The sequence below is a fragment of the Bacillus sp. SRB3LM genome, from assembly GCF_015712745.1.
Classification (GTDB): Bacteria; Bacillota; Bacilli; order Bacillales; family Bacillaceae_G; genus Bacillus_A; species Bacillus_A thuringiensis_K.
This window is the reverse complement of sequence record NZ_VWVQ01000021.1, coordinates 72,734-94,281: the sequence shown is the minus strand read 5'-3', so window position 1 is coordinate 94,281 and position 21,548 is coordinate 72,734. Positions and strand designations below refer to the sequence as shown.

Below are 21,548 nucleotides of genomic sequence, written 5' to 3'. Positions count from 1 at the left end.
CCCGCTTCATAACAGTATGAGTAAACAAGGAACAACACCTATTACGAATATAAAAAATCCTCTCACTATATAACACCTATGTTTTCAGCAATACTCTATTACCATCAAACTAAATTTGTATAATTTAAACTACAGAATAGCAAGCTAATTTTCAAATATCTTCTTGCGCATTATCCTAAATTTATTATCTATTTGTATCATGCTTATAAATAAAAGATATCCTACCGACGCACCGAGCATATTTATAGCAATCCGCCACACATCAAAAACATCAGACAAAGTTAGTAAATGTAATATCTCCCAAACAAGAAAGGTCATAACATACCACTTACGAGCTTTCTTGTAGTTAGTCACTTTATTAATAAGCACTGGAACGAAAAATCCAAATGGAACTACTAATATTATATGTTGTAAAACGCTTAGCCAATAAGTTGAGTTTCCCCAAGGACCTGGATGTGCAATAAAATCTTCAACTTGCCAAAGTGTTATTCCAAAAAGTTGTAATAACGTTTCTAAATCAGATATATGTAAAAATTGCTGCCAAAATTCAATGGGATGATAGACAGTCCCACCTGTCAAACTGCGAACAGAGTCAAATGTAGAAGTTGAAATAAACGTTCCTAAAAAGACAATAAAACAAATGATTATATAAGGAATACATAAAATTTTTGATAATACCTTTAATGACCTAGGAACTTCGTATACCGATTTATTAATCTCTACGCCAATAACTTTTGATTCTCCAAAACTTTGAATCGCTTTATAAATCGCTGCTTTTTCATTCATACCTTGTTCCATATATTCTTCTTTCAAGCTGTTCAAGTGATCATACATTTCTAGAAATAACTCATCCTGTTCAATATCACTAAGTTCTGAATAGGCTAAAATAGACTTAATATACTCATCAAATTCACTCATAAATAACTCCTTTCTGACAAGCTTGAATTAATGCTGTTACACTCTCCCAAGAGTTCACTTTCTTCTGCAATTCTTTTTTCCCTTTATCTGTAATAGTATAGAATTTCCTTTTCATCCCATTCTCAGATTCATTCCAATAAGATTCAAGAAACTCCTTTTTCTCTAATCTCTTTAAAGCAGGATATAAAGTTCCCTGCCCCATACTATACAAATCTTCACTTGCATCCTTTAAACTTTGAGCTATTTCATATCCATATGTATCACGTTTTGCAATGATAGAAAGTAATAAAATATCTATACTTCCCTTCAAGATTTCTTTGTCCAACAATACCACCACCTTATATACATCGTATAACAACATATGTCGTTATACAATATAGTTAGAAGAATATTCCATAAAAAAACCACCTAAAGGCTCCCCTTCAGGTGGTTCTCTATTTTATGCTAACGCAGCCGCCTGTTCTTGTTGATCTACAGGAATTACAGCGTCTGTTAATGCTTTTTCTAGTTCAGCTGTATATTTCATTTGTTCTTCTTTGCTCCAGCCTAGTTTCGCAGCCATGTAGTTGATTACTGCTTCTTTCCACTCGTATACCCAGTGGATGTTGAAGAATACAGCGCCTCTACGGCGTACGAAGAAGTCAACTGGTTTTGCTGTCATTTCGTAATCCATTGCGTATACAAGCGGGATTAGAACGTCAAGCGGCATGTTGTATTCTTTCGCTTCGTCTTTATGTTTTTTCGCTAAGTCAAATAGTACGTCAACGTTAGAACCGTAGAATTTCGCGAATTCTTCTGCTTGTGCTGTTGTTAAACCATATTTCGTACCTTCGCCAGCTTTTTTCGCAACGAATGCTGGGAATCCGTGTGAACCATCTACATGTCCACCAGAGATTGGCATATGTTTCGTGTCGCTCTTCGGATATGCGCTATGACCTTCTTTTTGTAGTAAGTTCGTTACGTAGTCTACTACCATTTCAGCCATTTTGCGGTATCCTGTTAATTTACCACCTGCGATTGTAATTAAACCAGATTCAGAAGTCCAAATTTCATCTTTACGAGAAATTTCAGATGCACTCTTACCTTCTTCATAAATTAACGGACGTACACCAGCCCAGCTTGATTCAATGTCTTTCTCTGTAATTTTCACGCTTGGGAACATGTAGTTAATCGCATTAATGATGTATGTGCGATCTTCTGTTGTCATTTGTGGTACAGCTGCGTCTTTATCGTAGAACGTATCTGTTGTACCTACATAAGTTTTTCCGCCGCGAGGAATCGCGAACACCATACGTTTATCTGGTGTATCGAAGTAAATTGCTTGACCTAATGGGAAACGTTTTTGGTCAATTACTAAGTGAACACCTTTTGATAACTGAAGTACTTTTCCTTTTTTCGAGTTATCTTTTTCACGAAGTGTATCTACCCAAGGGCCAGCTGCGTTTACAATTTTCTTACCGTACACTTCATATACTTCACCGTCTAGTAAATCGATTACACGTACACCGCATACTTTTCCATCTTTATATAAGAAACTGTCTACTTTTGCGTAGTTAACAGCTTTTGCGCCGTGCTCAATTGCTTCTTTCATTACTTCAATTGTAAGACGCGCATCATCTGTACGATATTCTACGTAGTAACCGCCGCCTTTTAATCCTTCTTTTTTTACAAGAGGCTCTTTGTTTAATGTTTCTTCACGGTTAAACATCTTTCTGCGCTCGCTTCGTTTTACACCTGCTAAGAAGTCGTATACACGAAGACCAATTGATGTACTAAATGATCCGAACGTACCGCCTGTATGGAACGGAAGTAACATCCACTCTGGTGTTGTTACATGGGGACCGTTCTCATATACGATCGCACGCTCTTTACCCACCTCTGCTACCATTTTCACTTCAAGTTGTTTTAAATAACGTAGACCACCATGTACAAGCTTCGTTGAACGACTTGATGTACCTGCTGCAAAGTCCTGCATTTCAAACACAATTGTTGATAACCCGCGTGTTGCTCCATCTAATGCAATACCAGAACCAGTAATACCTCCACCAATTACGATCACATCTAACTCTTGTTTATTTACTCCGTTTAATACGTCTTTACGTTGTTTACTTGAAAATTTCATGGTAATTCCTCCCTTTGATAACGAAAAAAGAGACCACAAACTCCGCTATAGATTTCGCCTCTATAGCGCGTTGTGGTCTCTCCAAATCTCCTACCGAATTATTAACTTGTCATCATTATAACACTGTTTATGATTATTTGAAAGCTTTTGTTGCTTCAATTGCTTTTTTCCATCCAGCATATAGCTCTTCGCTTGTTTTCGCTTCCATCGTTGGCTCAAAGCGTTTGTCCATATGCCACTGTTCTTTAATTTCATCTTGGTTTTTCCAATATCCAACTGCAAGACCAGCTAAGTATGCTGCACCTAGAGCCGTTGTTTCGTTGATCACTGGACGCTCTACAGGAACATCTAAAATATCACTTTGGAACTTCATTAAGAAGTTATTTTTAACCGCTCCGCCATCAACGCGTAATGTTTTCAGTTCAATACCTGAATCTGCTTCCATTGCGCATAATACATCTTTCGTTTGGTAAGCTAAAGATTCTAGCGTTGCACGAATGAAATGCTCTTTCGTCGTACCGCGTGTTACACCAAACATAGCGCCGCGTACTTCACTATCCCAATAAGGTGTTCCTAGTCCAACGAATGCTGGTACAACGTATACACCATCAGTTGATTCAACGCGATTCGCATACACTTCACTCTCACTTGCATCTTTAAACATGCGCATTCCGTCACGTAACCACTGAATTGCAGAACCTGCTACGAAAATACTTCCTTCTAATGCGTAGTTTACTTTACCATCTATTCCCCATGCAATTGTTGTTAATAGACCGTGCTCAGAAGCTACTGCTTTTTCACCTGTGTTCATTAACATGAAGCAACCAGTTCCGTAAGTATTTTTCGCCATACCTTCACCGAAACAAGCTTGTCCAAATAATGCTGCTTGTTGGTCACCAGCTACACCTGCAATCGGTACATTTTGACCGAAGAAGTGGTAATCAATTGTTTCTCCGTAAATTTCAGATGATGGACGTACTTCTGGAAGCATGCTCTTTGGTACTGTTAACATTTCTAGAAGCTCATCATCCCACTGTAAGTCGTGAATGTTAAACATTAACGTACGTGATGCGTTTGAGTAATCTGTTACGTGTGCTTTACCACCAGATAGTTTCCATACAAGCCACGAATCAATTGTTCCGAATAATAGATCGCCGTTTTCTGCTTTTTCTCTTGCACCTTCAACGTTATCTAAAATCCATTTTACTTTCGTTCCAGAGAAGTATGCATCAATTAAAAGACCTGTTTTTTCGCGAACCATTTCACTATAACCTTTTTCTTTTAACTCATCACAAATTTCAGCTGTTTGGCGAGATTGCCATACGATTGCGTTGTAAATTGGTTTACTAGTCGTTTTATCCCAGACAACCGTTGTTTCACGTTGGTTCGTAATACCGATACCAGCGATTTGTTCTGGTTTTACATCTGCTTCGCTTAAGCAAGTTGCGATAACTGCTAAAATAGATCCCCAAATTTCTTGTGCATTATGCTCTACCCAGCCCGGCTTTGGAAAATGTTGTGTAAACTCTTTTTGAGCTGAATGAACAATTTCACCTTTTTTATTGAAAAGAATTGCGCGTGAGCTTGTTGTTCCTTGGTCTAATGAAAGAATATATTTTTTCATATCGGTTTCCCCCTTATGCTACTTTTCTACTATTTGTATTGCTTCCGCTTTTTTTACTTGTCATATAAGAGATTGCTAGTACAATCACAGTTGCGATAATCACATAAATAAGTGCTGAATTTTGCTTTCCTTCAAATACAACTTGATGGAATAAACCTGCAAGTGATCCACCTAAAATTGGACCAACTACTGGAATCCATGCATACTTCCAGTTTGAACCGCCTTTTCCTGCAATCGGAAGGAAGAAGTGTGCGATACGCGGACCTAAATCACGCGCTGGGTTAATTGCGTATCCTGTTGTCCCACCTAATGATAAACCAATACTTACAATTAAGAAACCTACGATAAATGGATTTAATCCATCTGCAAATTTATTTGCACCAATTGCTAATATACCAAATACTAAAACGAATGTTCCAATCATTTCACTTAAAAGGTTTGCAAATGTGTTCGGAATTGCTGGACCTGTTGCAAATACACCTAACTTTGTTCCTGGATCTTCTGTTTCTTTCCAGTGTGGTAAGTAATGTAAATATACGATAACTGCCCCGATAATTGCCCCAATCATTTGTGCTACGATATAACCTGGTACGTCACTCCATGGGAACGCTCCCTTAAATGCTAATCCTATCGTTAAAGCTGGATTCAAATGTGCCCCACTAATTGATCCAACCGCATACGCTGCAACCGCTACTGCTAAGCCCCAGCCCATTGTAATAACAATCCAACCTGAATCTTTCGCAAACGATTTCTTTAAACTTACACCAGCACAAACGCCGCCACCAAGTACGATTAACAACGCAGTCCCTATTAACTCTCCTAAAAATGCTGACATAGTATCCCTCCACAATCAATTTAAACGCTTCCAAATGTGATAGAGGTAAAATGAATGGCCATTCGTTTTTGTCAAAAGAAAAAGACCCACAGCTTGCACGCTTCTATATACATTTATATAGAAACAATGAAATGTGGATCTCTACTTTTCTCCGTCACGTTTATTAACTTGTCTATAATGTTAACCGTAAATGAAAGCGGTGTCAACGAAAAAATTCACATTTTCGTCACTTTTTTTGGTAATGTTTCCATAGTTCGCGTTTTGATGTCGTAATTGCTGTCGCACCAGCGTTTAAAGCTCTTTCCACATCTTCTACAGTACGAATAAAACCACCCGCTAAAATCGGTACACCAGTACGCTCTTTCACTTCAGCGATAACGTCCGTTAATGCTCCAGGAAGTACCTCAATATAATCCGGTTTCGTCTTATCTAAAAGATTGCAGCTCTTCTCCATTGCACTCGAATCGATTAAAAAGATGCGTTGTATTGCCACAACACCTTTTTGCTTCGCCTTCATAATAACGCTCGCCTTTGTTGAAAGTAACCCGTACGGTCTAAACTCCTGACATAAATATTCCGTCGCATGCCCATCACTCTGCAAACCATGAATTAAATCCACATGTAAAAACACCTTTTTACAATATTGCTTCGCAAGTGATATAACACTCTTCAATTGACCGACATGAATATCTAAAATAACGATATATTCATACGAACTATGTAATAGCTTTTCCAAATCTTTAATTTGCCTCACTGCCGGCAAAATCTTCTGTTCATGAAATTCCATTCTATATGTCCCCTTCTTTATGTCATCCTATCCTTTATAGTACACAATTTAAGTGAAAAGAACAGCTAGTGTTGGGGATTTCTTTCAAATCTTTCTCTTATCTATATATTTTCTTCAACTTATCGGAACCTATACCACCTATAATCATTAGTGCAAGGGGCAAAAGATTCATTACATATGGCGCATCTGCTACAATTGTAATACTTGCTCCAGCAAACTTATTTAGCATCCATACAACGATTTTTGCAATAAACAAAAATACTCCTATCATAAATAGACTATCAAAAAACACCTTCCATTTTGGATACGCCAATTGCTTACTATCTTCAATTACTTTCTGCGTCAATTCTTCATCACTCCTCAGCAGTTCATCAATTGTAATACCGAACAGATCACTTAAATGAATAATAATTTCAATGCTCGGATAGTTCTTTCCCGTCTCCCATTTCGAAACAGATTACCTGCTCACACGAAGTTTTTCAGCCAAATCATTTTGCGACCAATTTCTTTTTTCCCTTTCTTCTTTTAAACGCTCACTAAAAATCATACTGTGTTTATCACCTCTCTATGCCCATTATGTTCAAATAAATGATGAAGAGTAAAGCGAGTTATCGTTGCATTTCCTGCGCAACTTATGCGTTACAGCTTATAATGGCGCTATTTTATATGTTTCTTCCCTATACTATGCTCCAATAATAATTTCCCGAACAATAATACAAAGGACGGATACTAATAAATTGAAACTTTAATCAGTGGGGGTTTTGTTGATCCCCCACCTAACTTCTTTGCTTCCGCTGAATTTTGAGGTGGGGGGTCTTACTGCCCGGCAAATAGCGGGATAAAGACTAGATTAGGCATAAAAAATACGCCATCCCTTCTTATCAGTCTCCAGAAAGAATAACGCAAATTTTCATTTTTACTCATCATTTTTCGGACTATATGAAAACCCCGGATATTTCACAACAGGCCACTTCTCCTTACGCAGGGAATCCATTACTTGCGGGCCAACATGTATATTACTCTCCACTATTTCTTTAGGAGTCAGTGCCATCCATTGATTTAACGATACATCTTCAAAACGATTACTTCTGAACATCTCTAAAAACCATAATGTTTCGGTACCTGTATTTTGAATATAATGCCCCGTCGCAAACGGTACATATCCGACATCGCCAGCTCTATAATCAAATGTACGAGCGGTACCATTTCCAAGAAACACAGTCATTCTCGCTTCCCCTGTCAAATAATATTGCCATTCATCATTATTCGGGTGCCAATGAAGTTCTCTCATTCCGCCAGGCTCAACCTCAACGAGCGCTGCTGCGATTGTTTTGGAAATAGGGAAATTTGTAGAATCTACAATTCGAACGCTACCACCAGGAGTCTTAATCGGCTTTTGTTTTAACAATTCATGTTTAAATGTTAAAGGAACTTCTCCTTTAGGTGATTGAATTTCCTGACTTTCAAGCGAACCTGGCACCTCTCCTTGATAAATATAAACTTGATCTGAAGGAATAGAACGAAAAGCACTCTCAGGTACTCCGAAATTAGCCGACAACACTTCTTTTGGCGTATGCGCAAACCAATCAGAAATAGCTAAAGTAGATAAATCAGAAAAATGCCCATCATCGAAAACGAGTAGAAATTCACAATGTTCCAATCCTTGAATGGAATGCGGAATACCAGGAGGAAAATACCAAAGATCACCTGGCCCAACATCAGCAATAAAATTACGCCCATTTTGATCAACAGCCGTTATGCGCGCCCGTCCTAAAAGCATATACGCCCATTCTGCCTCTTTATGCCAATGTAGTTCTCGTACTCCACCGGCCGTTAAACTCATATTCACTCCCGCAATCGTCGTCGAAACCGGTAGTTCCCGAGCAGTAATCTCCCGAGACCACCCGCCTTGTTTCAAAATCATAGAAGTGTCCGAGAATGAAAACTTCAAGTTAGGAACTAACCCTGCATCCGTTATAGGCGGAACAAGCATATTCGGATTTTGAATATCCCGCATAACATTACGAGGTCCAGAATCAATCGCACCTGCTCCGTCGCTGCGGATTGGTTGTGGCACATTCCCTCCCGCTTCATTAACAGTACATTTCTTCATGATTACACTCCTTTTTCATCCGATTAGTAAGTAAAAAGCCTCCATCATAGTTTATGAATTGGGCTTTAGATGGTTACAGTTACATCGTGAGAAAGGTTTGCCTATCATTATCGTTTTGTTCATTTCTCAACTTATACTAGTATGCTTAGCGCTTAGGAAGACAAAAAAATAAACTAGAACTAACAAAAAACCCTGTAAAATTGAAGTGACCCCCGAAAAGGGGACACCAATCAAAACACCTAAACCACTTGTTCCCTAAATTCTTTAGGGGATAGGTGGTTTAATTTTTCTTGAATTCGCACACAATTGTAGTAATGAATGTATTCTAGCACAATCTTTTGCACAGTTGTGTTGGATACTTTTGTTATCTCTTGTGAATAGAAGGCTTCACTTTTTAAATGACCAAAGAAGCTTTCCATGACGGCATTATCATGGCAATTTCCTCTCCGGGACATGCTGGTGATCATGCCGTTTTCTTTGGCATACGCTTGAAATTCTTTTGCTGTATAAATACTTCCTTGATCTGAGTGAAGAAGGACATCTTTTACTTTTCGCCCTCTCATTGCTTGTTTTAATGTCTTCATCGCTAATGTCAGTGTTTGTGATTCGCTGATGACACAACTAATAATTTCACGATTAAAGGCATCCATAATCGTTGATAAATACAAGGTACGCTCTCCAAATAAGAGATACGTCACATCCGTAAACCACTTTTCATTTGGTCTGGATGCATCGAATTGGCGCTCCAATCGATGAGGGGATACCATTGGCTCCGTACCATTGATATATTTCTTTTTCTTTCGACGTACTTTTGAAAGAATGTGATTTTGTCTCATGATTCGTAATACTTTTTTATGATTGACACACAGTCCCATTTTTCGAAGAGTAGCGGTCACTCTTCGATATCCATACCGGAATTTATGCCTAAGACAAACGTCCTTTACTTTCTCTTCTATACCATCTTTCAAATCTTCCGTTCGTTGTAACCAACGATAAAATGTGGAACGGGGTAATTCTAATACGTTACACAATTCTTTTACCGTTATTTTTGTTTTTACATTTTCCCATAAAGCAACTACAGTTTCTGGTTTCAGCCCCTTTCGATTTCCAGATACTTTCCCCATACAAGTAATTTTGTTTTTAGATGTTTATTTTCTAAACGTATCTGTTCTAATTCACTGAGCTCTTTTGGTCCTTTTCCATAAGAATATTGTTTTCCTACAGGTTGTTGAAAACGATACGTTTGATCTGTACGATACCATTTCATCCATGTCTTAATTTGGGAAACATTTTTAATTCCGAGTTTCTCCATAATTGTACGATTTGAGTAGCCGTCTTTCTTCATTTCAATCACTTTCCACTTTGTTTCTTCTGGGTAATGAACTCTTGTCTTCAAACGAAAAACACCTCCAATGAATTTGCATACTTAGTATGCGAATTCAGGAGGTGTTTTTTTCATGTACCACTATTCGGGTTCACTTCAAATAGAGTGGGTTTTTGGTTACATAGATGATGTAACAAGAAAAAGAGATTACGAATAGTAAGAAAGCAACGAAATTAGATTTATACATAAGAGAATTCCTTTCTCAAAAAATGCATACAAATATTGACGAATTGTAGCGAATCCGTGTGGGATTTGTACGAAAGATGTCGAATTAAACGTTTGTTTAAAACATAAAGATTGGGATAAAAGCCCTATATCGTTGATGCATCAACATTTTATCGTCAAGGAAATCCCCTTGATAGGTAGTATGTATTCGCCATATGTTGCAATTTAATCATGGGATCATAAAAAATAGGAAAAAAGATTGAGCGAATGCGCCCAATCTTCCAAATGACAGCTTACCACAGCTTATAGAATATAATAGCAAACATATATCCATTTGTCTCAATACGTTTATTATTTCGCATCTTCAAATACATGCAATGCATCTTTACGGAGCTTATCTTTTTCAGTATCTGACCTTTTGAAATCGTATTGATATAAAGCGGATTCCCAATCCCCATACATCGGATTCGGGAACACAATAAATTTTTCTCCAAATGCTTCGTGTATCGCTTCAACTGATTGATTTCTATCTTGTACAGATTTCTCATCAAATCCTGTAAAATCAGATAAATTATCTCCAAAGAATAGAATAATATCATGTTCTGTCGCAACTTTCTTTCTGCGTTCTTCCTTCCCTTTTTCTTCTTTTCCCTGCAATAAGACATGCTCCTTATCAGCTTGCGGGATATTCAGATTCTGTAAATTTTGTAAGGTAGCATCTAATTGACTTTGTTTGCGATTTGAAATGTAGTAGATCGCCACACCTTTTTTATTTGCATATTGTAAAAAGGAAACGGCACCAGGAAGATCTTCTGCTTTCGCTTGTTGAATCCAATCCTCCCATTTATAAGGAAATCCTTTCTTCTCTTTTACTGTCATGGCTTGATACGGACTATTATCCACGACAGTTTCATCTAAATCTAAAACGATGGCAGCCTTTTTCTCGGTACCTTTGGCAAGTGCTGCGTCTAATTTCATCTTTCCGATATTATATCCTTGATGATAGAGCGCTTTGACTTCTCCAGCGGTTTGATACCAAGCATCTGCCATCACTTGTTGTTCGGTTAGTGAAAATGGTTGTTTCGGCTGTGTTTGTGGTGACTGACACCCTATAAGAGAAAGAGAAAAAAGTGTTAGAGCTATACTTGTTTTGAAAATGGGTTTCATTGTGTATCACACTCCTAGTTGTATATTTTGTATGGTATGCGCTTACTTTACGGGAATTATATTAAAAATACAATGCTCTTTTATTAGAAAAACACCTTCAATTATTTTAAAGGTTCTTATAGGGTTGTGTACTCGTTTTAATTCGTTCACATGCTTTTCCTACTCCGCATAAATTAAAAACGTTTACTAGTCAATCTGAAGAGTTTGTTTCAAGTGAGTTCGTATACAGTTGGTACACAAAACCATTCGTTTCATATAGATTGGTTGTATCAACATGATCAAAACGGTTCTGTTGCAAAGTTTTTTAAATGAAGCTAAACTTTTGCAAAACAGAGTGAGGAGCATCCAAAATGAGATATTTTAAAGGAAAACAGTTCAAAAAAGACATTATTTTAGTAGCCGTTTTTCTTTAAGCTATCGTGATGTATCTGAAATGTTGAAAGAACGTGGTGTATCAGTGCATCCTACAACCATCATGCGTTGGGTGCATGAATATGGCAATCTCATCTATCAAATGCGGAAGAAGAAAAACAAATTAGCGCACCATGTTTGGCATTTGGATGAGACGTATATGAAAGTCAAAGGAGAATGGTGTTATTTATATCGCGCCATTGATAGTGATGGACATACACTGGACTTTCAACTTCGAAAAACACGTAATCATCAAGCTGCTTATTCCTTCATGAAAAGGTTGGTCAAACAGTTTGGAGAACCATCGGTTCTTACGACAGACAAGGCTCCTGCTTTACTTTGTGCATTTAAAAAATTGAAGAAAGACGATTATTATACACAGACCAAACATTGTACGATTAAACATCGTAATAATCTTATTGAACAGGACCATCGACATGTCAAACGCCGATTTGTGAAATCAGCTGGATTTCAAACTCTTCGTCATGCTTCTCGTACTATTAAAGGAATCGAAACGATTCAGGCTATCTATAAACAGAGGCGAAATTTTCAAACGAATTTCGTCTTTTCGGTATACAATGAATTACAACAATTAGTGGCCACTGCATAAATATTTCCTCTCATTTCTCTACTCGTGTAAACCTTTTTCAAACTTTGCAACAGAACCCTCACTAATAATCTCGAGTTTTTCATGGCTGATATCCCTTGGATAAGATATACACTTATCTCCTGTTTTTTCATACATCCTAACATATTTATGAGACTATAAACAGACTCTTAAAGTAAATTTCGCAACTGGAAAATAGAATCTCTTAATGTCATTTGTAAAAGGACAAATATTAGGAACTAAATAATTTAAATATGTGGTAAATGGAATATTATTATGCATAATAATATTCCAGTACTATGCAGTAAAGGAGAAAAATGAATGAATTTAAAAGCCACTGCTATAGCATCAGCATGTGCATTCTCAATTTTACCGTTTGATTCCATTGTTTCTCATGCAAGTGAAAATGAATCAAAAACAATTTGTCTAGGTAATAAAAACGATTTTTTTACTGATCTTATTACATTGTCAGGAAGTACATGATGTATCCCAAACAACAAGATGGACGAATGGCAAAAAAATTGTAAGAAATAAGGGAATACAATTCATCTAAAAAATGAAGTGAAAAGAGAATTTTCTTTTCTATTTAGGTATTGGTTAAAAGCGAAGACGTTTTTAATTTTTTGACTAGTTCAATGGAATTATCAAAACAGATTGGGGGTGAAATAATGAAATCAGGCGATTTTGTCCTACATTTTACTGCTGAAAAGTTAGGATTTATTAAGGAAGAAAAATCTAATGTTACAAAATTAAATACAGTACATGATTATGCACAAGAAAGTACTATTGAATTTTTTGCAGAAATATTTAAATCGATGTATTCGTCAATTGTTAAATATCGCGAATCAATTAGAAAAGAAGCACCCGAAGCTGTGAAATATATAGAAGATAAGTTGAAAGAGTATAATTATTTATAAGAGTTCTGGTGCAAATATTCTAAATTATTTTATAATTACTCGGCCATCTAAAGTCCATATAAGGTACATACAGCCGGAGATCCTTATACGGATTATGAAAAAGCAGCTGGTAAAATAGATGGAGCTACAAAGAAAGACGCTCAAAATCCATTAGTTGCAGCATATCCGAATATGGGGGTAAAAATGGAAAGCTTGGTCATTTCGAAAAATCAAGAATCGACAGCTTTATATGGAGGAGTAACAAGTCATACTTTTGGAGCCCGTACTTCTAATAGTAAAACATTAGAAGCATCTGAAAGAATTAGTACAACAGTCTTGGTTAATTTATCTGCTTTCTTAACAATACATACAAGTATAACAAGCACTTTTAATCAATCACAGAGCTCTACTGCAATAATGGCGAAGGAAAATTCATCTACTTGGGAAAGAAATTGGTCTCAAACCATTGGGATACAGACCGGAGAAGCAGCTTATTTAGGTGCCCGATTAAGGTATACCAATATAGGGACAGCACCCGCATATAAAGTAAAGCCAACAATTTCTTTAGGAATCGGAAAAAATGCTACACTTGCGACTATAAAGGCAAAAGAAAATCAAATAGCAAATAGAATTAATTCTGATGAAACGTATCCTGACTTAAGTAGCCTACCAATTTTACTTAACAAAATAGATGATTTTGGACCAATGCCAATTTCCATTAATATCGATCAATTGAGTGATTTAGAACCACGAAAAAGAGTACAACTAGATTCCACTCAATATAATGCAATGGTAGCAGGAAAAGGTCGCCTATCTCATGAGGAGTGGAACGCAGAAATGGTGGAAAAACAAGCAAGAAAACAGCTAAATTGAAAAATAGATCCGATGAAATTAAAACTCCAAGCAAAAATAAATATACAAATTACCCCAAAAGGTTAAGTGACTAATCAGAAAACGGGGAAAAATATTACTATGATGAGAAAGGATTCAAGGTAACCGACACTCCTATAATAGAGGGGAAACAATATTACTTTGATAAGGATGGTGTTTTCCAAAATGTCCTATTCAAACTTGGTTCCTATTTTGGAAAACTTATTTTCAGGTTAGAGAAGGATACTTTACATGTGGAAGCAGAAGATGGCGGAAAAGAAATGGGTCATTTTAGAAAAAATGGAATATTTATTCGGATGATAATCTAATAGCTTAGTTTGATGAAAAAACTCTTACGGCTGTAGTTGCGAATATTATTAATCAATTAAACATAAAAGAAAGTAGTTTTCGTATAGCTCCTGAATCTTAAGGTTTTAAGGGTTCCGGTGCAAACCTCGCATGATGGAAAAATATAAGATGGATTCCGAACGTTGGATAAATAATTATCATTACAACCCGCAATTTCGCTTCAGATTTCCAATGATTCATTTTCAAAACCGAGGAATGTTCAGATTGGAAGCTTTATAAAATCATTTTTGTACTAGAACCCACTCTATCTACAAGTAACAGTATTTTTACTGCAGTTAAAATACCTTGGGTTTATATAGGTAAATTTCTTTCCTAAAAATCTAATTTAATCATACGAGGAGATGTGAAATATGAAAAAAATATTAGCGAGTGTACTGACTTTAGTAATTACTGCAGCCTCCCTGCCAGTAACAGCGTTAGCTGCAGATAATTCCGATCCTGTCACAAAAAATGGAGAACGATTGAAATATAATACACCGTATTATGTAAAGGATAAAAATTTATCAGGTAAAGGTGGTGTCACATTCGAACCTTGGGGCTTCTTGGGTGATTTCGTTCTGTTTGCGGATTCTGTAATGGATAATGGAACATCTATTATTTTTGAGCATAGAGATGGAAAAGACGGGTGCATCGAATCTACCGATGAAATAAGAATAAAATTCACTAATGCCACTAAACCTGGTATGAACTATTGGGCTTATGATCCTTTGTTAAATTCTATTTATTTGAATTATAGTAACCGCGCAGATCATGTCATCTATGGATCCTCTGAAGATAATTCCATAGGCATTGGAATGTTTAGAAATGTGTTAGATCTAAGTAATCTAAATTGGATGAAGTGCTTTTTTGATGAATATAAAGGAAAAAATGAAGAAAAGGCTTGGATAGAGTCAATAAATTATCGGTATGTATATGATCGTGATAATGGTAGATTCAGGATACCGTTGGATGATAAACAAACACCTTTTGAAGTAATGAAAGCTAGCGAATAAAAACTGTTTTATTGTATAGGCCTCACCATATATGCCTATCAATCCCCAAGTACAAAAAAACTTTATTCTTTTTTATATCTATGAGAAAGGTTGACGTTTTTTATGAATCTTTCGATTCAAGAAGCGCTACAACCATTTGCAGAAGAATTGCAGCGCTATATCACACTTAATTTTTTAGGAAGAACTGGCAAGAGAGATGAAGTTTGTAAAGAAAAAACGCAAATTTTCGGGATCAGATTTAGCTACCATTTGTATTTGAATCAGCCAAAGAGTGCTCAGTGATCCTTTAGTCCAATTGTGTAGTAGGCTTCACGCAGCTACAGGGACTTTACTGAGCCCCGAAGGCTTAAATAAACGATTTAATGAAAAATGAAGCCACTGAAAATCCTTCGGATTTTTGTACAGATTAAAAAATAATAATACAAAAACGACGCTATAATTCAAAATATGAATTGTAGCGTCATTTTTGTATTAATCAGGACTATCAGATCCTGATTTTAATCCATTAATTTCAATATTCTTTTTAACAAGATAAAAAAGTATAAGTTTTAAGCATGAAGTGCTTCCTTGGAAAGCTTGCTGTATAAAGAATCGTGAACAACATTTAGAATTTATGGTATAATCTGTACAAAAAGGGTATTTTCTATGATACATAATTATACACGTAACATTGCACATGAACAGTTTGAACTCATTGGAGAAGATTTAGAAAACGCACGTAAAAGGACGCGTCCACGTACAGTTGATTTATATGAGGTATTCTGCGGCGTATTATACGTACTTACCACAGGCTGCCAATGGCGCAATCTACCAAGTGACTTCCCAAACAACTGGAAAACGTTGTATTTTTACTATCATATTTGGCAAAGCATCGTTTTACATGTCGACGATCTTGTTCAATAAGATTATTACGATATTTGGTATGTGTATAATAATCGTCTTTCTTCAATTTTTTGAATGCACAAAGCAAAGCTGGGGGCCTTGTCTGTCGTAAGAACCGACGGTTCTCCAAAAGCTTTGACAAGTCGCTTCATAAACATATAAGCCGCTTGATGATCACGAGTTCTACGAAGTTGAATATCCAAAGTATGTCCATCTCCATCAATGGCACGATAAAGATAGCATCACTCCTCTTTAACTTTAATGTAAGTCTCATCTAAATGCCAAACAGGTTGTGTCGTTGTGTTTTTCTTTTTCCAGATTTGATAAATCAAATTGCCATATTCATGAACCCAACGCATAATGGTCGTAGGATGAACAAATATACCACGTTCTTTCAAGATTTCAGATTATATCTTATTATATTTGCACTAGAACTACTATTAAAGACCCAAAACTGCCCAGTCAAGAGCATGCTGCATAGACTCTTCTTCTGTAAAAGAACTGTCTAGTTCAACTGCAAAAGAAGAAAGGGGCGCAAATGTTAGCGTAGCCGCTAATAGTATTGTTATCGGGATGATTTTCTCGAATTTTATTTTTAATTTTATCATAGTATAGCTCCTCCAAAGATGTTATTCAAAATATCTGTGTATATAATGTATTTTGGGCCATTCTTATAGTAGCATTAAATTCAAACTGTAAAACATAAGAATAAGTCCTGTGATAAATGATTCTTTGATATTGACAAAACTATCTGCATGAGAAGACCTACTCTATCCCTTCCCTTCTCAAATAAAGAACCTAAGTCCATACGAATATTGAACTCAGTCTTCTTAACTATGCGTTTTAACCCGTATCAAGAAGCAAATTGAAGCCTGTGATTTATTAATTTTAGATGAACTAGGTTATGTACCTTTTCAAAAGCAAGGAGCAAAGGTCCTCCAGAGTGTTGAAAAAACCCCTGAACACATGACTTTTTTATAGGATACATGACAAAATATGACATGTATGAATGTAAAATTAAAGAAATCGCTCTTTACCCGTTTTTTTAGCTGGGTGAAGAACAATTTATTTCTTTATTTTGGTAATACGCTGTAAGATACGCCTGTATTTGGACAGACTCCCGCCCTCAGAAACGAGCATACTGGTAGCCATGTAGTTCTTTGGCATCCACAAAGCTTCGTTCACTGGTTGAACTGCGTAATTTATATAAACGTATTCCAGCACTCGTTCGTTTATTCACAAAAGCGAGTGCTTTGTATTCTTCCCAAACATTTCGAGTGATTCTTCGACATGTTTGATTTGCTGAAAAATAACCTGAACGAAGTGGACAGACTGCACCGTCTGCTAGATTTGTATTGTCTTTGCCTTTCACGATCCGTTGTACAATATGTGAGAATACACCCCATTGGGCAAGCAAATTTATCGATTTGTTTGACATATTGAAAGAACCTTCCAGGTACTTCTTGTTTTGATTTTCCGAAACGTCGATAACCCATCACCATAAAAATCCGTTATTCCGTTAGCTTTTTACAAATATAATTGTTACAATACCCCACATCTAAAGCAACCACTTCTACTTGAAAACCAAATTTATTAATTTGTTCTTGCAGACGTGCTAAATACGGCTCGGAATCTGTCACATTTCCAGCCGTAATATAGGGATCTGTAATAATATTGTATTTTGCATCATCTTCCTTTCGTTGTACAAGTGCCTTTTTCCTTGTTAAATACGGTCCGCTATTATAGTCGTTTCTAGTGGATGTACTTGCTGAACTTGCTTGATCAATTTAATTTTATTCGCATTTTGCCTTGATATAAGTAGAATCTTTCAGCAGAGCTCGTCCACCTATCATACGATGCTCCATAACTTGGTGTAAAATTTCATCTAAAATCTCTTGAAAAATATTTGTATGTATAAAAATCGGGTACGGCGATTCCAACTCATAGTCGATTGATCTGGAATGGGGGCGGATAAAAAGAACCCCAAAAACCAAAGATATTCGATATTCGTTTGAATTTCTTTTTTCAAGTTGTCGTTCGGAACGAATACCATAAAAATAACCGATAAACATCATTTTGAATAAAGTAATAGGATGAATAGAAGGGCCACCATTATTTTCACAATAATAAGGACGAAGTCTTTCTTCAGCACTAACTCTTCTACAGATATCGTAACACGTTCTTCTCTATGATTTTTTTGTTCCCCCATCATAAGGTCTCGCCCCTCTTATCCTTTTCTTTCATCATAACAGACCTACAAAGACAGTGAACATGAAAAATAGAATGTAAAAGAACTTTCTCCACAGCCTGTGTACCATAGGTATCAACGTATTGTTAATACAATAATATCTGGTTGATAATGCTTCCATTTAAACAAATTTTTCTTTTTCATACTGATCAAATCCCTTTTGTAGAGTAATCGTATCAGTATGTCCGAAATTTTAAGACTCATTGCACAGGTTTTATAGTTTTTGTACCAGAATGGAGAACAACGTTATAGGTATGCTTGGTTTTATTGTATATCATATTCCTGTTTCAATTTAATTTTTATATATAAATGCCCTTATATCGTGTAATTCTCGATTTGTAGGTATAGTAGATATTCGCACAATAGGAACCGATGATTGTACACTGAGAAAAGTGGTAATGATTACATCTATATCTAATTTTGAATAATCATACATTCTAATATCTTGTATATCAGCTTGAACAAAATGAAATATGGAATTAAAAACAGCATGTAAAATACCTTTTATATAAGATTCCCATTTTATCCCATCCTCAATTAATAATAATACCTTAACAGTCCGTGTATGGGCCAACATAAAAGCCCCTTCCAAGTGCAGTGTTAGGGTAGCTATTTCCTCATCAGAAATAGAGGTCTGAATCTTATATTGTTCAACCCACTCACGGTAAATGCTCCAAACTTTTACAAAAGTATCCCTATGTTGATTCTTAATGTATAGCGTAGTCTTGTTCACAGGACAATCAAACCGAGGTAAAAAACGATATTTGGACAAAATATACTTAAGGTATTCTAAAATAGCAAAAATGAATTCATCGTTATTAAGTAACGATATATGAAAATTATTCTCTAATTGAAGGATAAATTCTTTTATATATTTACATATTGTGCTGGTGCCTGTTTGAAAATACTCTAATACTTCCTGTTTATACGTATTTAAATTTTCGTTTATATATTTTGAGCAATTAATTGCAATCACTAAGAGAGCTATTTCTTCTTTATTCAAAAAATATTGAGTTCCTATAGAAGAGTTTAGTTCTGAAATATTCTGATAAAAAGGTGTATCAATCATCCTATTCATAAAAGTTTCATCTAATTGGATAGTGTTTTTTTTCTTTTTATGTTCGAGGAGAATGGCTAACATATACATTAATTTTCTTTTATACATTGGATAAAAGAAAATATTTAATTTTTTTTCGATATTCAATATATATTGTTCCATATCTCTTTCTGCCAGTTGCTGAAAAGCCCATTCATGATCTCCATATGAAGACGTATAGAATTCTTGATACATAAAAATCAAATTTGCAGATTCTCCTTGGATAGAAAGGGGCTTTCGCTTTAGCCGTAATCCAAACCGTTGTAGATATTGGTCTACCTTTTTTAGATGGGCATATAGTGATGTCACTGGAATATATAACTTAGAAGATAATTCAGTAACAGTAAGGGGAGGACTTCGAAAAAGAATATCTATGATTTGAAATGTGATCTCCCCTCTCCTACATAGAAAATCTAATTCCCTCCGAGAGCTGCCTGGAGGTTTATACAGTACGGCCCCTTTTCCTTTACAAATGTCGATTCTCCAATTTACAGGCAATACATCTTTTATCACCTGTAAATCACGTTGCACGGTTTTTGAGGAGCAATGTATCTTTTGAGCAATTTCCGAAAAAGTATGCCAATGTTTATCCTCAATTAATATGGATAATAAGTCGATTTGTCGTGATAGTAGCATGGTTTATAAATTCCTAATATAGTTATTAGGTACACTCCTTTCTAAAAAATGGAATTTTTAAGAATGTTTTGGTCTTTCAATAACACCTTCAGCTTTGTAAAGGTAATCCTCCCTACATTTTTCTCAATGATGATGCAAAAATATTCATAATACATAAATATTCCATCAAAGGATTACGATTATGTTGATATTTTGTAAAAGTGCTTCATTACTTTTCGCTCTAAATCATCGATCGGGTTTGGTTCATTCCATCTGGAGATACACTGTATCATTATTTTAATTTTTATATTTATCGTTAGATAGTTGTAATTTGTCCTTATCCAGTGTACAAATAGGGGATTCCCCAAAATAATAAGATGTGTGATTAGTATGAAAAAACAGGTTCTGTTGCAAAGTTAAAAAAATAGAGAACGGATTATAAAGTGGCATTTGGGTTTAAGCAACCGCTACTAATTTTTGTAGTTCATTATACGCCGAAAAGACGGAGTCTCATTCAAGACTTCGTCTCTGTTTATATCTAGCCTGAATCGTTTCAATCCCTTTTATGGTACGAGAAGCATGACGGATACTTTGGAATCCAGAAGATTTGACAAAGCGTCGTTTTGTTTTTCTTTTTCCAGATTTGATAAATCAAATTGTCATATTCATGAATCCAACGCATAATGGTCGTAGGATGAACAGATATACCACGTTCTTTCAAGATTTCAGAAACATCACGATAACTTAAAGAAAAACGACAATAATAGCCGACGGCTACCAAGATAATGTCTCTCTCGAATTGTTTTTCTTTAAAATATCCCATATGTTATGCTCCTCGTCTCATTTTTTCTACAGTCTAGCTCCAAAAACTTTGCAACAGAAGCGATATGAGACTATTCTATGAAGATGAAACACATATACGTGATTGATTATCAAGCTCTACATACTTCTTGGTTTCTTCGTGGTAAACAAATTCCTACATATGGCGGCCATGCAACATGCAAGTGTCACGTTATTTGGTGCAGTAAATCTGTCAAATAGACATTTACATTGTATAGAGACTACTGCTTGTAATGCGATTACCTTTCAAGATATTCTACAATATATTGTAAAAGAAAACCTCAAAAAACACATTATCATGGTATTGGATAATGCTCGTATTCATCATGCGAAGTTATCCAAGCCGTTCCTAAGAAAGAACAGCCAACAGCTGTCATTGATTTTTTCACCCAATTTAAATTTACTAGAACGTATTTGGAAATGGTTAAAATATTAAACTTGATTTATATAAATTTCTACTCATGTTTAATTTAAAGTTTTGATTTCATTGTTTACAAATAAAAAAGCTTGTTGTAACGTAATAAACAACAAGCATCATTCTACACAACATAATTTGATATGTTAAATACACGAAGATTCATAAAACAATTAAATATGAACAAAAAAC

The 21,548-nt window shown here is 35.7% G+C and carries 16 protein-coding genes and 10 pseudogenes; 10 read left to right on the top strand and 16 right to left on the bottom strand.

Features of this window, described 5'->3' with window-relative positions; genetic code table 11:
* Positions 1-144: 144 nt before the first annotated feature.
* The 10 genes and pseudogenes from F3I02_RS13750 to F3I02_RS13705 form a co-directional block, all read right to left on the bottom strand.
* Positions 145-918 (bottom strand): VanZ family protein, encoded by a 774-nt coding sequence (locus F3I02_RS13750; RefSeq protein WP_001288371.1) that lies wholly within the window; start codon positions 916-918, stop codon positions 145-147.
* Positions 911-1,243, bottom strand: coding sequence for a PadR family transcriptional regulator (locus F3I02_RS13745; RefSeq protein WP_000356630.1), 333 nt, complete (start codon positions 1,241-1,243; stop codon positions 911-913). Before F3I02_RS13745 ends, F3I02_RS13750 begins: the two co-directional genes overlap by 8 nt.
* Before the next feature lie 114 nt (positions 1,244-1,357).
* Positions 1,358-3,040, bottom strand: coding sequence for an aerobic glycerol-3-phosphate dehydrogenase (glpD, locus tag F3I02_RS13740; RefSeq protein WP_000672831.1), 1,683 nt, complete (start codon positions 3,038-3,040; stop codon positions 1,358-1,360).
* Positions 3,041-3,173: 133 nt separating this feature from the next.
* A complete protein-coding gene (gene glpK / locus F3I02_RS13735) occupies positions 3,174-4,664 on the bottom strand; it encodes a glycerol kinase GlpK (protein WP_000760009.1) in 1,491 nt (496 codons plus the stop codon).
* A gap of 13 nt (positions 4,665-4,677) precedes the next feature.
* On the bottom strand, positions 4,678-5,499 hold the full coding sequence (glpF, locus tag F3I02_RS13730; protein ID WP_001272200.1) for a glycerol uptake facilitator protein GlpF: 822 nt from the start codon (positions 5,497-5,499) through the stop codon (positions 4,678-4,680).
* A 226-nt stretch (positions 5,500-5,725) separates the two neighbouring features.
* Positions 5,726-6,286, bottom strand: a complete 561-nt coding sequence (gene glpP, locus F3I02_RS13725) for a glycerol uptake operon antiterminator GlpP (RefSeq protein WP_000394285.1) — start codon at positions 6,284-6,286, stop codon at positions 5,726-5,728.
* Positions 6,287-6,383: 97 nt separating this feature from the next.
* A pseudogene (locus F3I02_RS13720) lies at positions 6,384-6,833 on the bottom strand (helix-turn-helix domain-containing protein).
* 369 nt (positions 6,834-7,202) lie between these two features.
* Positions 7,203-8,399 carry an oxalate decarboxylase family bicupin gene (locus F3I02_RS13715; RefSeq protein WP_131250233.1) on the bottom strand — a complete coding sequence of 399 codons (1,197 nt, stop codon included), beginning with the start codon at positions 8,397-8,399 and terminating at the stop codon, positions 7,203-7,205.
* 239 nt (positions 8,400-8,638) lie between these two features.
* Positions 8,639-9,795, bottom strand: a protein-coding gene (locus F3I02_RS13710) for an IS3 family transposase (protein WP_196477871.1) whose coding sequence is annotated in 2 segments (ribosomal slippage) — positions 8,639-9,543 and positions 9,543-9,795 — 1,158 coding nt in all. Because the reading frame shifts where the segments join, the coding sequence is not laid out codon by codon here.
* Between the two features lie 504 nt (positions 9,796-10,299).
* On the bottom strand, positions 10,300-11,115 hold the full coding sequence (locus F3I02_RS13705; protein WP_196477520.1) for a 5'-nucleotidase, lipoprotein e(P4) family: 816 nt from the start codon (positions 11,113-11,115) through the stop codon (positions 10,300-10,302).
* Positions 11,116-11,465: 350 nt separating this feature from the next.
* On the opposite strand from F3I02_RS13705, the pseudogene F3I02_RS13700 reads away from it, so the two are divergent.
* The 8 genes and pseudogenes from F3I02_RS13700 to F3I02_RS13665 all read left to right on the top strand — a co-directional run.
* A pseudogene (locus F3I02_RS13700) lies at positions 11,466-12,136 on the top strand (IS6 family transposase).
* Between the two features lie 318 nt (positions 12,137-12,454).
* Positions 12,455-12,616 (top strand): hypothetical protein, encoded by a 162-nt coding sequence (locus F3I02_RS13695; protein WP_196478073.1) that lies wholly within the window; start codon positions 12,455-12,457, stop codon positions 12,614-12,616.
* 185 nt (positions 12,617-12,801) lie between these two features.
* Complete coding sequence (locus F3I02_RS13690; protein WP_196478072.1) at positions 12,802-13,050, top strand: anthrax toxin lethal factor-related metalloendopeptidase; 249 nt, start codon at positions 12,802-12,804, stop codon at positions 13,048-13,050.
* Positions 13,051-13,113: 63 nt separating this feature from the next.
* A pseudogene (locus F3I02_RS34900) lies at positions 13,114-13,197 on the top strand (binary toxin-like calcium binding domain-containing protein); the annotation flags it as partial.
* A 36-nt stretch (positions 13,198-13,233) separates the two neighbouring features.
* Positions 13,234-13,902, top strand: coding sequence for a hypothetical protein (locus tag F3I02_RS13680; RefSeq protein WP_196478071.1), 669 nt, complete (start codon positions 13,234-13,236; stop codon positions 13,900-13,902).
* A gap of 716 nt (positions 13,903-14,618) precedes the next feature.
* Positions 14,619-15,260, top strand: coding sequence for a hypothetical protein (locus F3I02_RS13675; protein WP_196478070.1), 642 nt, complete (start codon positions 14,619-14,621; stop codon positions 15,258-15,260).
* Positions 15,261-15,362: 102 nt separating this feature from the next.
* Positions 15,363-15,630 (top strand): annotated as a pseudogene (locus F3I02_RS13670) (IS4 family transposase); the annotation flags it as partial.
* Positions 15,631-15,905: 275 nt separating this feature from the next.
* Positions 15,906-16,124 (top strand): annotated as a pseudogene (locus F3I02_RS13665) (transposase); the annotation flags it as partial.
* Here F3I02_RS13665 and F3I02_RS13660 read toward each other — a convergent pair.
* Positions 16,120-16,549 (bottom strand): annotated as a pseudogene (locus F3I02_RS13660) (IS6 family transposase); the annotation flags it as partial. The pseudogenes F3I02_RS13665 and F3I02_RS13660 sit on opposite strands and share 5 nt — an antisense overlap.
* Before the next feature lie 33 nt (positions 16,550-16,582).
* Positions 16,583-16,750 carry a hypothetical protein gene (locus tag F3I02_RS13655; RefSeq protein ID WP_196478068.1) on the bottom strand — a complete coding sequence of 56 codons (168 nt, stop codon included), beginning with the start codon at positions 16,748-16,750 and terminating at the stop codon, positions 16,583-16,585.
* A 235-nt stretch (positions 16,751-16,985) separates the two neighbouring features.
* On the opposite strand from F3I02_RS13655, the pseudogene F3I02_RS33920 reads away from it, so the two are divergent.
* Positions 16,986-17,081, top strand: a pseudogene (locus F3I02_RS33920) (ATP-binding protein); the annotation flags it as partial.
* Positions 17,082-17,271: 190 nt separating this feature from the next.
* Here F3I02_RS33920 and F3I02_RS35115 read toward each other — a convergent pair.
* From F3I02_RS35115 to F3I02_RS13640, 4 genes and pseudogenes are all read right to left on the bottom strand, one after another.
* Positions 17,272-18,354: pseudogene (locus F3I02_RS35115) on the bottom strand (transposase); the annotation flags it as partial.
* Between the two features lie 114 nt (positions 18,355-18,468).
* A pseudogene (locus F3I02_RS34875) lies at positions 18,469-18,543 on the bottom strand (IS6 family transposase); the annotation flags it as partial.
* Positions 18,544-18,682: 139 nt separating this feature from the next.
* On the bottom strand, positions 18,683-20,122 hold the full coding sequence (locus F3I02_RS13645) for a BglG family transcription antiterminator (protein ID WP_196478067.1): 1,440 nt from the start codon (positions 20,120-20,122) through the stop codon (positions 18,683-18,685).
* Between the two features lie 601 nt (positions 20,123-20,723).
* Positions 20,724-20,924 (bottom strand): annotated as a pseudogene (locus F3I02_RS13640) (IS6 family transposase); the annotation flags it as partial.
* A gap of 159 nt (positions 20,925-21,083) precedes the next feature.
* Here F3I02_RS13640 and F3I02_RS34870 point away from each other — a divergent pair.
* Positions 21,084-21,377: a transposase gene (locus F3I02_RS34870; protein WP_196478065.1), complete on the top strand. Its 294-nt coding sequence runs from the start codon at positions 21,084-21,086 to the stop codon at positions 21,375-21,377.
* Positions 21,378-21,548 lie beyond the last annotated feature (171 nt).

Excerpts from the sequence above, each read along its gene's own strand:
- F3I02_RS13750 (WP_001288371.1), bottom strand. The coding sequence starts at position 918 with ATGAGTGAATTTGATGAGTATATTAAGTCTATTTTAGCCTATTCAGAA.
- glpD (WP_000672831.1), bottom strand. The coding sequence starts at position 3,040 with ATGAAATTTTCAAGTAAACAACGTAAAGACGTATTAAACGGAGTAAAT.
- glpK (WP_000760009.1), bottom strand. The coding sequence starts at position 4,664 with ATGAAAAAATATATTCTTTCATTAGACCAAGGAACAACAAGCTCACGC.
- glpF (WP_001272200.1), bottom strand. The coding sequence starts at position 5,499 with ATGTCAGCATTTTTAGGAGAGTTAATAGGGACTGCGTTGTTAATCGTA.
- glpP (WP_000394285.1), bottom strand. The coding sequence starts at position 6,286 with ATGGAATTTCATGAACAGAAGATTTTGCCGGCAGTGAGGCAAATTAAA.
- F3I02_RS13715 (WP_131250233.1), bottom strand. The coding sequence starts at position 8,399 with ATGAAGAAATGTACTGTTAATGAAGCGGGAGGGAATGTGCCACAACCA.
- F3I02_RS13705 (WP_196477520.1), bottom strand. The coding sequence starts at position 11,115 with ATGAAACCCATTTTCAAAACAAGTATAGCTCTAACACTTTTTTCTCTT.
- F3I02_RS13695 (WP_196478073.1), top strand. The coding sequence starts at position 12,455 with ATGAATTTAAAAGCCACTGCTATAGCATCAGCATGTGCATTCTCAATT.
- F3I02_RS13690 (WP_196478072.1), top strand. The coding sequence starts at position 12,802 with ATGAAATCAGGCGATTTTGTCCTACATTTTACTGCTGAAAAGTTAGGA.
- F3I02_RS13680 (WP_196478071.1), top strand. The coding sequence starts at position 13,234 with ATGGAAAGCTTGGTCATTTCGAAAAATCAAGAATCGACAGCTTTATAT.
- F3I02_RS13675 (WP_196478070.1), top strand. The coding sequence starts at position 14,619 with ATGAAAAAAATATTAGCGAGTGTACTGACTTTAGTAATTACTGCAGCC.
- F3I02_RS13655 (WP_196478068.1), bottom strand. The coding sequence starts at position 16,750 with ATGATAAAATTAAAAATAAAATTCGAGAAAATCATCCCGATAACAATA.
- F3I02_RS13645 (WP_196478067.1), bottom strand. The coding sequence starts at position 20,122 with ATGCTACTATCACGACAAATCGACTTATTATCCATATTAATTGAGGAT.
- F3I02_RS34870 (WP_196478065.1), top strand. The coding sequence starts at position 21,084 with ATGGCGGCCATGCAACATGCAAGTGTCACGTTATTTGGTGCAGTAAAT.